The sequence below is a fragment of the Rhodococcus sp. AC861 genome (assembly GCF_979256035.1).
The window spans coordinates 123,585-137,293 of the sequence record NZ_CEEDMW010000005.1 but is presented as its reverse complement, the minus strand read 5'-3'; the positions used below and the strand labels follow the sequence as shown (position 1 = coordinate 137,293).

The window sequence follows — 13,709 nt, the reverse complement described above, 5'->3', positions numbered from 1 at the left end:
ACCATGACTGTCATCGACTCGGCACCACGGCACACGCACGATGTACGACACGACCTCGCCGACGGCGAGTGGGTCACCGCCACCCGTCTGTCCGCGTTGACTCCGGGCCGCGGTGTGGCGGTCCTGTTGCCCGGCGGAGAGCAGGTGGCGTTGTTCCGTACGAGCGACGATGCACTGTTCGCCGTGAGCAACATCGACCCCTTCGCGCACGCTGCCGTCATCTCTCGCGGGCTCGTCGGGGACCGTGCGGGCGAGCCGACGGTGGCATCGCCGTTGCTCAAGCAGGTATTCTCGCTGGTAACCGGCACATGCCTGGACGACGAGACCACGTCGCTCGCGACGTACGACGTCATGGTGGCCGATGATCTGATCGCCGTGTCGGCGAATCCGCGCTCGACGTCGCGCGGACCCGGTGCACTGGACAGTGGAACGGAGACGACATCGCCGTGATCGAACAGCCGACCTCGTCGGATGTCCCACTGGCAGGTTTCACGGTGGGCATCACGGCGGCGCGCCGTGCCGACGAACTGGCCACGTTGCTGATCCGCCGCGGGGCCACCGTCGTGCACGCGCCCGCCATCAGGATCATCCCGCTGTCCGACGACGCGGAACTCGGTCGCAGGACGCGGGAGATCGTCGACTCTCCGCCTGACATCACGGTCGCCACGACGGGGATCGGTTTCCGAGGGTGGATGGAAGCCGCCGACGGCTGGGGCAACGCCGAGGCGCTGTCGTCGGCTCTCGAGCGCACGCGCATCCTCGCCCGCGGTCCGAAGGCGAAGGGCGCCATCCGCGCCGCCGGACTTCGCGAGGAGTGGTCGCCTGAATCGGAATCGTCGGCCGAGGTGCTCGACCATCTTCTCGCCGAAGGTGTGGACGGGGTTCGTATTGCCGTCCAGTTGCACGGCGCGACGACCGAGTGGGAACCGGTTCCGGATTTCTGCGAGGTGCTCCGCGACGCGGGCGCCACGGTTATTCCCGTCCCCGTCTACCGATGGGTCCAGCCGGACGATCCGGCGCCGATGGACCGCATGATCGAGGCCGTTCTGTGCGGTGATCTGGACGCGGTCACTTTCACCAGTGCACCCGCGGTGGCCTCGATGCTGATGCGCGCCAAGGAGAACGGTGTCCTCGAGCCGATGCTGCAGTCGTTCCGCGACCGCGTCCTGGCCGTGTGCGTCGGACCGGTGACCTCGGCTCCACTCGACGTCCTGAACGTCCCGACGACGGCTCCTGCGCGCTCGCGGGTCGGAGCGCTCGCACGACATGTCGCCGACGAACTTCCTCGCCGCGCCGGCATCGTCCACGCCGGCGGGCACCAATTGCGTGTTCTCGGTGCCTGCGTCGTGGTCGACGGTGTTCCGAAGGCCCTGTCACCGGCGGGCATGGCGTTGCTGAAGACGCTCGCACGTCGTCCCGGCAATGTCGTCTCACGGGAAGACCTGCTGGCCGCGCTGCCCGGGGGCGGTGGGGACACTCATGCCGTCGAAACCGCGATGGCCAGGCTCCGATCGTCGCTCGGCGCGCCCAAGGCGATCCAGACGGTCGTCAAGCGGGGATACCGGTTGGCCGTCGAAGCCGGTGCCGACGAACTGGTGACTGCCGGGTCGGGAGCGATGTCGTGACCGATCCCCGCCTTCTGCTGGTGGCGCACGGCACGCGTAACCCCGCCGGTGTCGAGGTGATCGCTGCACTGGCCGACGCCGTCGCGCCGTTCGTCGGTCCGGTCCGCGTGGCCTTCGTCGACGTCCTCGGCCCGACACCCTCCGAGGTGTTGCGCGATCTCGACGATCCTGTCGTCGTGGTTCCCGCATTCCTGGCGTCGGGCTACCACGTGCACTCCGATGTCCCGCGTGAGATCAGCGAGAGCGGGCACGGCGACGTCCACGTGACGCGCGCGCTCGGCCCCGACACGGGTTTGGCACATGTGCTGCGCGCTCGACTCGTCGACGTCGGCTGGCAGCCCGGAGACCGCGTGGTCTTCGCGGCAGCGGGATCGTCCGACGTTCGCGCGTTGGACGATGTCCATACCGCCGCAGCTCAACTCGCCGATGTCACGTCGTCCGAGGTCACGGTCGCGTACGTGGCCACCGGGGAACCCCGAGCGGCCGATGTCGTTGCCTCGCTGCGGGAATCGGGTGAGGGCAAGGTCTTCGTCGCGTCGTACCTCCTGGCGCCGGGGCTCTTCCACACGCGATTGCTGGCTGTCGGTGCGGACGGCGTGACCGACCCCTTGGGAATTGCCGACGGCGTGGTCGATCTGATCGCGCAGCGGTACCGAGCAGGTGTCGACGCTATCTCTGCGGGAGCGACACGATCTCGACCCGGTCGCCCGGACTCCACTCCGGAGTGATCACGGCCAGACCGTCCCTGCCGATCAGCGCGGCCAGGTGCGCGGTGCGCACCGAGTCCTGGCACGCCCAGGTGCCGCGCCCGAGGTAGGTGGCCGGGAGGACGCGGGTCACGGTTGCCGGTGTCACGTCCGCAGCGAGCTCCGCCGTCACCGGCTGCGGTGCAGGCCGTCCGGTCAGCGCGCAGGCCAGCGCCGGTCCGAGAAGGCAGACGGTGCTCACAGCGGCGTAGGGATTGCCGGGCACGCCGACGACGATCCGATCGTCGGGCAGCACACTGACCGATGCCGACCCTCCCGGACGGCACGCCAATCCGTCGACGATTCTGCGCCCGCGTGCTCGAACGAGGGCGCCGGACAGGCGATCTGCGGCGCCCCCACCCGTCGCTCCGATGACGACCACTACGTCGGGCGGGGGTGATCCCGTTCCCGCGACCGCGTCGTCGAAGGCGGCCGCGGTGTCCTCGCAGTGCACGACCTCGGTCACCGAGAACCCGCACCAGCGGAGATAGATCGGCATGACGGGGCCGATGGTGTCGCGGATGCGCCCGACGACGGGATGCGGATCGTCGCCGATCTCGTCGCCGGTGAGCACCAGGCGCACCGTCGGCGCCGGCCGCACCGACACATGAGCTACTCCCGCGGACAGAGCTGCCGACAGTACGGCGGGAGACACCGTGGTGCCCACGGATGCCAGTGCGGTGCCGACATCCCAGTCCTCCGCGATCCGGCGTGCGTCGTCGCGCACCGGTGCGTCGTCACGGCGATGGAGAAAGCCGGCGGTGTCGGTCCGCGCGAACTCGTCCCGAAGGACCGACGCGCCGACGGGAACTGCTGCGCCGGTGGCTATCCGGACCGCATGTCCCGCTGCGAGGGCGACGGTCGCGGTGTCTCCCGCCACGACGACGGCGTCGTCGAGGCGCCACGGCCCGTCTCCGGTCACCGCGTAGCCGTCCATCGCCGATGTCACGAACGCGGGGAATGGTTCGGCCGCGATCATCGGTGCGGCGAGCGTTCCGCCGAGGCTGTCGGCCGGCGGGACCGTACGCGGAGGCAGCGGGCGAACCCGCCGATCCAGCAGGAAGCGAGCTCGTGCAACGGTGGGCCGCACCGACGCTCCGCGTGCGTCCGCCAACTCGTCCGGCGTATCCACGTCGTCGATGCCGGCGAGGTGCATCGTCGTCACCGCGTCGGGGAGTACGCGGCGAAGTGACGGACCGCGGCCGTCTCCGGGAGGGCTCGACCTCAGGGCGGTTGCGACGCCACGTTCGAGAGCGCCGCGTCGCCAGGCGCCGACCAGGTACTGCACGCGGTCCGACGAGTCCACACCGAACACGGCGTCGAGGGAGAAGTCCTGCTCGAGCGCGTGAACGAGTTCCCGGAGTTCTCTTCCGCTCACGTAGGGGAGATCCGCCGACAGAACCAGGACGATATCGGTGCCGTCGCTCGTATCGGCCTGTGCGGCAGTGAGTCCCGCACCGATCGCGGACACCGGCCCACCGAACGGCGGGTCCTCACGCGCATGCAGCACGGATGGTCGTCCACGGGGAGAGGCCGCGTCCGACGGGCCGACGACGACCACGGTGTCGCAGAACGAGGCTGCCTCGACGACACGATCGACCAACGACATGCCGTCCACCACTGCCGACGGTTTGTCCGTCCCCTGCATGCGAGAACTGCGTCCCCCGGCCAGGATCAGCGCCTCCATTCGCACAGCGCGCCCCGACATTCTTTCACTCTAGCGACTGCGAGGGGGACCGGACGACGCGCAGCGGCCACCGCCGACGACGGCTGCCGCGCCGAAGCCGAGGCTGAGAAGGGACACGGTCGCGAGCACTCCAATGATGATCATGGACGTAGTGTGGCCGCCGTTTCGGGCCGATGGAGCAGTCCACTCGATACCAGTGGACTGTGCAATAGTGGATGGATGACGACTCCCTCCCGTCTCCGCGACAGCGTTTCCGCGCGAGCGCTCGCATCGGCCATCGACATGAGCGCCGTGGTCGCCGTCTCCACGTCGATGTACCTCGGCCTGGCGCAGGAACTGCACCGACTCGTCGAGGAGGGGATGGTGCCGTCCGATGCACGTCTGCCGTCGGAGCGGGTGCTCGCCTCCGTGCTCGGCATATCCCGTGTCACGGTCGCGTCGGCCTACCGCGAACTGCGCGAGCACGGGGTGGCCGTGTCGGTCCACGGCGCCGGAACCTTCGTCGTCCCCCGCAGTGACTCCCAGCCGTGGGGCGGAATCCTGCGAGGAACGCAGCCGGGAGTCCTCGAATTCGTCAACGCGGCGCCGCCGGCCTCGGATCTGCTGGCACCGGCCTACGAGGCTGCCGCCCGCGCGCTGGGAACGTTCGCGGTGCACGTGGGATACGTACCCGCAGGGGTGGGCCGTCTGCGAGAGGCCGTCGCGCGACGATATACCCGGCGCGGACTGCCGACGACCGCCGAGCAGATCCTGATCACCGCCGGCGCCAGCGACGCGCTGCACGTCGTGCTCGAGACGTTCGTCGAGCCGGGCAACCGGGTGCTGACGGAACATCCCACCTATCCGGGGGTGATCGACATGGTGCGGTCACGGGGTGGCAAGTGTGTTCCCGTGCCGATCGACCCGGCCGATCCCGACAGTTTCGTCGAGGCGGCCGACAAGCTTGCCCGACAACATGATCCCGTTCTCGCGTATCTCATGCCGGATTATTCGAACCCGTCCGGATCGGTGATGCCGCAGGACGCTCGACGCCGACTCGCCGCGACGCTGCACCGCCACGGCGTCGTGACGCTGGTCGACGAGGTCTCGGTCGATCTGAACCTCGACGGCGACGACGACATCGAGCCGTTCGGAACACCGCTGCCGGACCGCGCGTGCATCACGGTCGGCTCCATGTCCAAGACCGTGTGGGGAGGGCTGCGGGTCGGATGGCTCCGAGCCGATCCCGCACACCTGTCCCGGTTGGCGGCCACCTACGCCAGACGTCAACTGTCGGTGTCGATGATGGACCAGTACACGGCGATCGAGCTGATGGGGGAGCACGATGCCGTCGTGGCGCATCGTCGCGAGCAACTACGACGCAGCCGGGACGCGACGATGGCGGCCGTGACTCGATCGCTTCCCGGATGGACCTTCCATCGACCTCGCGGCGGGTTGTCGCTGTGGTGCACGTTGCCGGAGGGGCTGCGGTCGACAGATCTGGTCGAGTCCGCACGCGGACGAGGATTGTTGCTGGCACCCGGATCCCGCTTCGGGACCGGCTACGCCTTCGACGAGAACCAACGAATCCCGTTCTCCCGCAGTCCCGGTGAGATAGACGACGCTGTCGCCGTCCTCGCGGAACTGGTAGGCCACGGCCGCGATACCGGGCCGCGTGAAAGCGTGCCGTCGCACGCCCTACCCGAGGCCGTCGTCTAGCAGGTCGGCCTGCGCCGCCGGTTCCGGTCTGTGGCGCACGGATGTCAACGACACACGGCCGTCGACAGCGGACACACCGTCGTCGGCCAATGCCGCGAGCTGTCGAGTCGCCAGGTGTGGCGCCGGTCGACCGTCGGCCCGGATGACCCGGTGCCACGGGAGGTCCGACGAGTCGGTCCGCATGATCCACGCGACGATGCGAGGGCTCGGCAGGCCGACGGCATGCGCGATGTCGCCGTAGGTGCTCACACGACCGACGGGGATGGCGGCGACGACACCGCGCACCGCTTCGACCTGTTCGTCCGTGATGCGGCTCATGGACGTGAGGAATCGGCGATCGTGCGGAGCATCTTCTCGACCAGCGCGGCCGATTCCGGCCCCTTCGCTTGCGGAACCATGTGGTCGCAGTCGAAGTCCAGGAGCTCGGCGGACGTCGACGACGCGGTGAGGGCGTCGCGGAACTCCTGCGACGCGTACGGCGGATCGACCCTCGATGCCCGCACCACGACCACCGGGATGTCGGGAGGCGGCAGGACGAACGGCCTGGCCAACTCGCCCCAGGACGCCACGATCGCCGCCGTCGACGTCCGCCACCGCACCCGCCCGTTCCCGGCGTCGACGAGATGCACTGCCAGTTCCTCCTCCACCAGGGCCGGGTCCACGTCGGACCAGGCGCCGTGGATCTTCTCCGACCGTGCTTCGTCCTCGTCCGTGTAGTCGTCGTACATCACCGTCGACTCCGCCACCTCGAGCATCGTGCGGGCGGGCAGACCGATCGCCGGATCGAGCAGGACCAGTCCGGCGACCAGCGTCGGCTCCGCGCGCGCCAGGTGGATCGCCAGGGCCGCGCCGTAGGAATGGCCCACGACGACGGCGGGGCCGTCGGTGTTCCATCGCACCACGGACGCGAGCCGCTCGACCTGTCGTTCGATCGACCACGGGGGAGTCCAGTCGGCGTGGCCGTGTCCGATCAGGTCGGGGGCGACGATGCGGGCATGCGGGAGGTGTTCGCTCCACGGTCTCCATCGCCGTCCGTGTCCGGTCATGCCGTGGACGGCCAGCACGACCGGACCGTCGGACGGCCCGAACACGTGGACGTCGGTGGTCGGATCGTCGGGCTCGGTGGTGGTCATCAGGCCTCCGGTCGGTGGTCGTGGCGGGGTCGGGCCGGGTGTCGTAGGTCCATGATGCAATGCGCTCATGGACAAGGTCGGGACGGACAGGGCGGTGACGTCCGCTACGGCCGGTGGCGGTATACGGCTGGTGCGGCGGTCCTCGCACCGTGAGGCGCCCCGTCGGTGGCCCGAGGAATGCTCGCCGTTGTTCGGGGCGGGAGACGGTAGGCCGTGGCAGGTTCTCGGTGGTCCCGGAACCGGCAAGACTTCTCTGATCGCCGATGTCGCGGTGGCGCGTATGACGGCGGCGGGTAGTGATCCCGAGTCCGTGCTGGTGCTGACGCATTCGCGGCAGGCCGCGGTGGACATGCGGGAGCAGATCACCGCAGGTCTCCTGGGGGCGGACTCCGCACCGCGCGCGACCCGCGAGCCGTTGGTCCGGACCGTGCATTCCTACGCGTTCGCGGTGCTCCGATTGCAGGCGTCCGGATACGGGAATCCGCCGCCTCGGCTGCTCACCAACGCCGATCAGGACTCGGTCATCCGCGAGATGCTGCGCGGCGAGGTCGAGGACGGCGCGTCTCGGTGGCCCGAACGTGTGCGGCCGGCCCTGGGCCTGGTCGGATTCGCGTCCGAGTTGCGCGACCTGATCCTGCGCGCCGCCGAGCGGGGGCTCGGCCCCGAGGACCTGGTGGCCTGGGGACGCAAGCATGCACGTCCGGAGTGGGTCGCGGCCGGCAAGTTCGCCGCCCAGTACGAGCAGGCGATGCTCCTGCGCGGCTCCGTCGGCGTGGAGACGCCGGAGGCCACGGCGCCGGGCCTCGATGCTGCGGAACTGGTCGGCGCGGCGCTCACCGCGTTCGCGACCGATCCGGATCTGTTGGTGCGGGAACGCACTCGCATCCGGCACGTGTTGGTCGACGATGCCCAGCACCTCGATCCCCAGGCGGCACAGCTGATCCGGCTGCTGGCCGCGGGCGCGTCGTCGACCGTCGTCGCGGGTGACCCCGATCAGGCGGTGTTCTCGTTCCGCGGTGCGGACGCGCGGTTCCTGGCGGATCTGGACGACCGGATGGGAGCTCGGCGAGTCGTTCTGTCGCACAACCATCGTGCGTCGGCTGCCGTCGGCTCGGTCGCAAGCGCCGTCGCCTCGATGCTTCCGGGACGCGTCGGTCATCGAGTCGCGGGGGCGTATCGGGACGAACCGCAGGGGGACGGCACGGACAGCGACGTCGTGACACGAGCGGTGCCACCTGTTCGAGTCGTGGTGGCGTCGTCGACGGCGAAGGAAGCCGTCGCTATCGCGGACACGTTCCGCCGCGCCCATCTCGCGGACGGCGTGGCGTGGTCGGACATGGCCGTGGTCGTCCGATCGGTTCCTCGCTCGCTGCCACCGCTCCGCCGAGCCCTGCACGCGGCGGGCGTCCCCGTCGTGTCGTCCGCGACGGCGCTGCCTCTTCATCGCCAGCGCGGCGCCGCAGCGTTGCTGCTGGTGATGCGCGCTGTTGCCGCGTCGCGCTGTGCTCCGGAGAGGTCGCAGACGGTGTTCTCCGAGGACGCGGCGCTCGCATTGGTGGAAGGTCCCATCGGCGCTGCGGATCCGCTGGCGGTCCGTCGGCTGCGCCGCGGTCTCCGACGCGGCGACGTCGGCGAGGGTGGCGATCGGGATTCGTCGACACTGCTGCGCGCCGCCGTGATCGGTGACTCGGTCGACGAGATCGTCGGTCGGCTCTCCGATGTCGAGAGTGCCCCGCTCCGACGGGTGCGGGCGGTCGTCTCCGCCACCGCGGCGGCCGTCGGCGCGTCGGGTCGGCGCGTCGAGGAGGCTCTGTGGGCGGGATGGCGCGCAACGACATTGGAACGTCGGTGGGTTGCCTCGTCGGCGCGTGGTGGACCGCTGGGAGTCCAGGCGGACCGCGACCTGGACAGCGTCGTCGCGCTGTTCGACGCGGCGGCGTCGTACGTGGATTCGCTTCCGCGCGGAACCCTGGAGGGTTTCGTCGACCACGTGACGGACCAGGAGATACCTGTCGGAGACGGGCGTCGGGAGGCGGTGACTCCGGACGCCGTGCGGGTGATCAGCGCACACGCGGCCGTCGGTCGTCAATGGGATGTCGTGGCAGTGGCCGGTGTCCAGGAAGGGCTCTGGCCCGCCCTGCGGCCACGTGGATCGCTCCTCGGAGTCGAGGCTCTGGTCGATCTCGCGGCAGGGATCTCGGACGGTGGGCGTGACCTGGAGGACCGGGTCTCCCGCACCGCGCCGCTGCTCGCGGAGGAGAGGCGTCTGTTCCTTGTCGCATGCAGTCGGGCACGGTCGTCTCTGCTGGTCACCGCGGTGGATTCGGTGACGGGCGGTTCCGACGCCGTGCGCTCTCGCTTCGTGGACGAGGTGCTGGCATCGGGTCTCGCGCGTCACTCCGTGGGTGACCCGTCGTCGGACGAGGTGCCTGCGGAGGCACCGCAGGGCCGTGTCCTCGCGTTGCCCGCGCTGGTGGCCGAGCTGCGATCCGTGGTGTGTGATCAGGGTGTCGCCGAGGCGGATCCGGCCAGACACGCCAGGGCGGCGAGCCACCTCGCGCGACTGGCACGGGAAGGAGTTCGGGGAGCACACCCGGACGAGTGGTACGGGGTGTCCGGTATCAGCACCGACGAGGCGTTGTGGGATCCGGAGGACGGGCCCGTGTCGCTGTCACCGTCGACGGTCGAGGTGCTGACGGCATGCCCCCTGCGGTGGGCGCTCGAACGCAGTGGCGGTACCGACGGTGACACCGTGCACGCCGTCACCGGAACCTTGGTGCACACGTTGGTGCAGGCCGTTGCCGGTCAAGTGCCTCCCGACGAGGTGCGACGCGAACTCGAGAAGGCCTGGGTGGCAGTCGATCTGGGGTCGTCCTGGTTCTCCCGCAAGGAATTGGCGCGTACGGCCACGATGATCGACACGTTCCAGGAATGGATGAGTCGATCTCGCGGAGAGCTGACCGCCGTCGGAGTCGAGGTGCCGGTCGACGGCATCCTCCCGCCCCGGACGCCGGACGAGCCGTCCGTTCATCTGCGCGGCCGCATCGATCGGCTCGAACGCGATCCCGACGGCCGAGCGGTCGTGATCGACGTGAAGACGGGGAAGAATCCCGCCTCCGCCGCGGCGACCGCGGACCATGCGCAGCTGGCCACGTACCAGATCGCGCTGGCCACGGGTGCGGTCGAGGGTGAACCGGCGGGCGATCCCGGTGGTGGTCGCCTGGTGTACGTCGCGAAGGGGCACCGCAGCACCGGAGCCACGCAGCGGACGCAGCCGCCGTTGTCGGGCGAGACGCTCGAGCAATGGCGTGACGTGGTGGTCGACGCTGCTCGCGCGACCCGTGGGCCGGTCTTCGAGGCTCGCGTGAACGACGGATGTCGGCACTGCCCGATAGCGTCGTCGTGTCCGGCTCAGGACAAGGGACGGCAGGTCACGGAGGGGTGAGTACGACGACGATCGACGATGCCGACGGGGCTCGTGTCAGCCCGGCGGAGCTGGCGTTCGCGCTGGGTCAGAATCGGCCGACGGACGAGCAGTCGAGCATCATCGCCGCTCCTCGCGGTCCACTGCTCGTGGTGGCCGGCGCGGGTGCCGGCAAGACGGAGACGATGGCTGCGCGGGTGGTCTGGATGGTCGCCAACGGCCTGGTCCGTCCGGAGGAGGTGCTGGGGCTGACCTTCACGCGCAAGGCTGCGCAGCAACTGACGTCCCGGATCAGGCAGCGGCTCGCGAGACTCGCGGGATCGGATCTGATCCGTCGGCTGGATCCCTCGGGAGAGCTTCGCCGCACCGTCGCCTCGGGCGAGCCCGAGGTGAGCACCTACCACTCGTACGCGGGCAGACTTCTCGACCGCCACGGGATGGTTCTGCCGCTGGAACCGTCCACCACTCTGGTCTCCGAGACGGAACTGTGGCAGTTGGCGCATCGCGTCGTCGCCGGCTGGGACGGTGACATCCCGCTCGACCGGACTCCGGCGTCGATCACCGAATCCGTCCTGGCTCTGTCCGGGCAACTGGCGGAGCATCTGGTCGAGCCGTCCGACCTCCTCGAAGCACACACCGAGTTCGAGAAGCTCGTCCACCATCTTCCGCCCGGTCCCGGGCAGAAACAGGGGGGACCGAAGAAGGAACTGCTCAACGTCCTGGCCGTCCAGGAGGACCGGATAGCCCTGCTGCCGTTGGTCGTTCGCCTCCACGAGGTCATGACGCGAGACGGTCTCCTCGACTTCGGCCGCCAGATGTCGCTCGCTGCGCGGGTGGCGGCGGACCATCCCGACGTCGGGCGCGACGAACGCTCTCGCTGCCGCCTCGTTCTGCTGGACGAGTACCAGGACACCGGCCACGCTCAGCGCGTCCTGCTGTCTTCGCTGTTCGGCGGCGCGAAGGATCCGTCGCTGACGGTGACGGCGGTGGGTGATCCGATGCAGTCCATCTACGGCTGGCGTGGTGCGTCCGCCGCCAATCTGCCGAGGTTCGCACACGACTTTCCTCGCACCGCACGGCGTCCGGCGGAGATCGCGCAGCTGTCCACGAGTTGGCGCAACCCGCCGGAGGCGCTGGCACTCGCCAACGCCGTCGCCGCCCCGCTGCGTATGCGAGGTGTCGCGGTGGACGAACTACGCGCGCGGCCGGGCGCCGGCGCGGGCGATGTCCGCCTGGCGCTCACGGAGACGATCGACGACGAGCGGCACTGGATCACCGAGACGATCGTCGAGCAGTATCGCCTCGCACGAGACTCCGGCGTCACACCGCCGACCACCGCGGTGTTGGTGCGGCGCAACGCAGACTCCGGACCGATGGCGGAGATGTTGCGGCGAGCGGGACTGCCCGTCGAGGTCGTCGGACTCGGGGGGTTGCTGCGCACTCCGGAGGTCTCCGACCTCGTCGCGATGTTGCGGCTGGTCAGTGACCCGCTGGCCGGCAGCGCGGCCATGCGCATCCTCACCGGTTCGAGGTGGCAGTTGGGTGCAGCGGATCTGCGCGCGTTGTGGCGACGGGCCCGTGAGATCGCCGCGCATACCGGACGCGGCCGCACCGGTGCCGTCACGGACGCCGACGAACTCGGGCGCGCTCTCGAGGACGGAATGCCCGGTGAGCGTTCCGAGCAGTCGGGCCTCGTGGACGCCATCGCGGATCCGGGCGACGCGTCGCGGTACTCGACGGCCGGCTTCTCTCGCATCTCGGCACTCGGAGGCGAGCTCCATGCGCTGAGAGCCCGCCTGGGCCAACCACTCCCGGACCTCGTGGCCGACGTCGAGCGCGTACTGGGCATCGGAGTCGAAGCGGGGGCGCGGCGGCGGTCCGGTGATGCGGGTGGTCGTGAACACCTCGATGCGTTCGCCGACGTGGTGGCCGAGTACAGCGATCAGCAGACGGCCACTCTCACCGGCCTCCTGACTTTCCTGTCGGCCGCGGACACCGTCGAGGACGGGCTCGCTCCCGGCGAGGTGGACGTCGACCCTCATCGCGTGCAGGTGCTCACGGTCCATGCCGCGAAGGGGCTCGAGTGGGAGATCGTCGCGGTCCCGCACGTCGCGGAGACCGTGTTCCCCTCGACCCGAGCATCCGCGTCGTGGTTGGGATCGGTCGCCGAGCTGCCGCCGTCGCTGCGCGGGGATCGGGCGATCCCGGGCGACGACACCGGGGGAGTCCCCGTGCTCGACCTCGGTGACGTGACCCATCGAGGCGACATCGACACCGCGATCACCGACCACAAGGCGGCTCTCGCACGCCGACGTCTCGAGGAGGACCGCAGGCTCTTCTACGTCGCTCTCACCCGGACCGAGCGCGTGCTCCTGGTGTCGGCGCATCACTGGACACCCGGCGCGTCCTCGCCCAAGGGGCCGTCGGACTTCTTCATGGAGTTGCACGCGACCGTTGCCGGGGACGCCGTCGGTCGGATCGACGAGTGGCAGCCCGCGCCGGAGGACAGCGCCGAGAACCCCTATGCAGCAGTGCGATCGGTGTCACTGTGGCCGGCTGATCCACTCGGCGCACGCCGAGCCGATGTGGATGCCGGGGTCCGCGCCGTCCGCGACGCGTTGGCGGACGATGCCGCCGGGCGGACGCGTGTCGAGGCGCAGGACGAGTCGGCGACTTCCGACGATCCGGACGGATGGGCGCACGATCTGGAATTGTTGCTCGCGGAGCGGTCGGCGGTGACCCGTCCGGGTACGGACGTGGTCGTTCCGAGCACGATGTCGGTCAGCCAGGTGGTGAACTTGGTGGCGGACCCCGATGCCCTCGCGTCCACGCTCCGTCGTCCCGTCCCGTACCCGCCCAATCCGTTGGCCCGGCGCGGTACGGCTTTCCACGCGTGGGTCGAGCGCCGTTTCGGCGCCACCCGCCTGCTGGACCTGGACGAGCTACCCGGTGCCGCAGACGGGGCATCGACCGCCGACGCAGATCTCGAGGAACTCCAGCGGGCGTTCGACGCGTCGCCCTGGGCGCTGCGGAGCCCGATCGAGGTGGAGGTGCCCTTCGAGACGTCCGTGGGTGGAGTGGTGCTTCGCGGGCGCATGGACGCCGTGTTCGCCGATTCCGACGGCGGATGGACGGTGGTGGACTGGAAGACGGGCGCTCAACCCACCCCGGCCGAGGAGGCTGCGGTGTCGATCCAGCTCGCGGCGTACCGCCTGGCCTGGGCGGAACTGATGTCCGCGACACGCGGGGATCCGGTTCCGCTCGAGCAGGTTCGCGCCGCGTTCCACTACGTCCGTTCCGGCGTCACGGTCGCACCGTCAGACCTCGCCGATGCGGAACAGCTCTCGCTGCTGATCTCGAGTGCCGGCCACGATGCCTCGGCGCCGTGACAGCAGC

9 protein-coding genes are annotated in these 13,709 nt (G+C 69.9%); 6 read left to right on the top strand and 3 right to left on the bottom strand.

The window, feature by feature from the left end; translation table 11 throughout:
* The first annotated feature begins 3 nt into the window (after nucleotides 1-3).
* From nirD to AC0IX4_RS16890, 3 genes are read left to right on the top strand one after another with little or no spacing between them, the layout of a single operon-like run.
* Nucleotides 4-450 carry a nitrite reductase small subunit NirD gene (nirD, locus tag AC0IX4_RS16900; RefSeq protein WP_082042872.1) on the top strand — a complete coding sequence of 149 codons (447 nt, stop codon included), beginning with the start codon at nucleotides 4-6 and terminating at the stop codon, nucleotides 448-450.
* Nucleotides 447-1,625 (top strand): uroporphyrinogen-III synthase, encoded by a 1,179-nt coding sequence (locus AC0IX4_RS16895; RefSeq protein WP_471830033.1) that lies wholly within the window; start codon nucleotides 447-449, stop codon nucleotides 1,623-1,625. The genes nirD and AC0IX4_RS16895 overlap by 4 nt, the downstream gene beginning before the upstream one ends.
* Complete coding sequence (locus AC0IX4_RS16890; RefSeq protein ID WP_471830032.1) at nucleotides 1,622-2,353, top strand: sirohydrochlorin chelatase; 732 nt, start codon at nucleotides 1,622-1,624, stop codon at nucleotides 2,351-2,353. The genes AC0IX4_RS16895 and AC0IX4_RS16890 overlap by 4 nt, the downstream gene beginning before the upstream one ends.
* On the opposite strand, the gene AC0IX4_RS16885 is transcribed toward AC0IX4_RS16890, so the two are convergent.
* Entirely contained in the window at nucleotides 2,295-4,079 is a 1,785-nt protein-coding gene (locus AC0IX4_RS16885) for an NTP transferase domain-containing protein (protein ID WP_471830031.1), read from the bottom strand. The genes AC0IX4_RS16890 and AC0IX4_RS16885 overlap by 59 nt on opposite strands.
* Before the next feature lie 198 nt (nucleotides 4,080-4,277).
* Between AC0IX4_RS16885 and AC0IX4_RS16880 the strand changes: the two genes are divergently transcribed.
* Entirely contained in the window at nucleotides 4,278-5,756 is a 1,479-nt protein-coding gene (locus AC0IX4_RS16880; protein ID WP_471830030.1) for an aminotransferase-like domain-containing protein, read from the top strand.
* On the opposite strand, the gene AC0IX4_RS16875 is transcribed toward AC0IX4_RS16880, so the two are convergent.
* Both AC0IX4_RS16875 and AC0IX4_RS16870 read right to left on the bottom strand, forming a co-directional pair.
* A complete protein-coding gene (locus tag AC0IX4_RS16875) occupies nucleotides 5,736-6,074 on the bottom strand; it encodes an MGMT family protein (RefSeq protein WP_471830029.1) in 339 nt (112 codons plus the stop codon). The genes AC0IX4_RS16880 and AC0IX4_RS16875 overlap by 21 nt on opposite strands.
* The gene (locus tag AC0IX4_RS16870) at nucleotides 6,071-6,889 is read right to left on the bottom strand and encodes an alpha/beta fold hydrolase (protein WP_471830027.1); all 819 of its coding nucleotides are present in this window, start codon (nucleotides 6,887-6,889) and stop codon (nucleotides 6,071-6,073) included. Before AC0IX4_RS16870 ends, AC0IX4_RS16875 begins: the two co-directional genes overlap by 4 nt.
* Before the next feature lie 67 nt (nucleotides 6,890-6,956).
* Between AC0IX4_RS16870 and AC0IX4_RS16865 the strand changes: the two genes are divergently transcribed.
* Both AC0IX4_RS16865 and AC0IX4_RS16860 read left to right on the top strand, forming a co-directional pair.
* Nucleotides 6,957-10,334 carry an ATP-dependent helicase gene (locus AC0IX4_RS16865; RefSeq protein WP_471830025.1) on the top strand — a complete coding sequence of 1,126 codons (3,378 nt, stop codon included), beginning with the start codon at nucleotides 6,957-6,959 and terminating at the stop codon, nucleotides 10,332-10,334.
* Nucleotides 10,265-13,702 (top strand): ATP-dependent helicase, encoded by a 3,438-nt coding sequence (locus tag AC0IX4_RS16860; protein ID WP_471830023.1) that lies wholly within the window; start codon nucleotides 10,265-10,267, stop codon nucleotides 13,700-13,702. The genes AC0IX4_RS16865 and AC0IX4_RS16860 overlap by 70 nt, the downstream gene beginning before the upstream one ends.
* Nucleotides 13,703-13,709 lie beyond the last annotated feature (7 nt).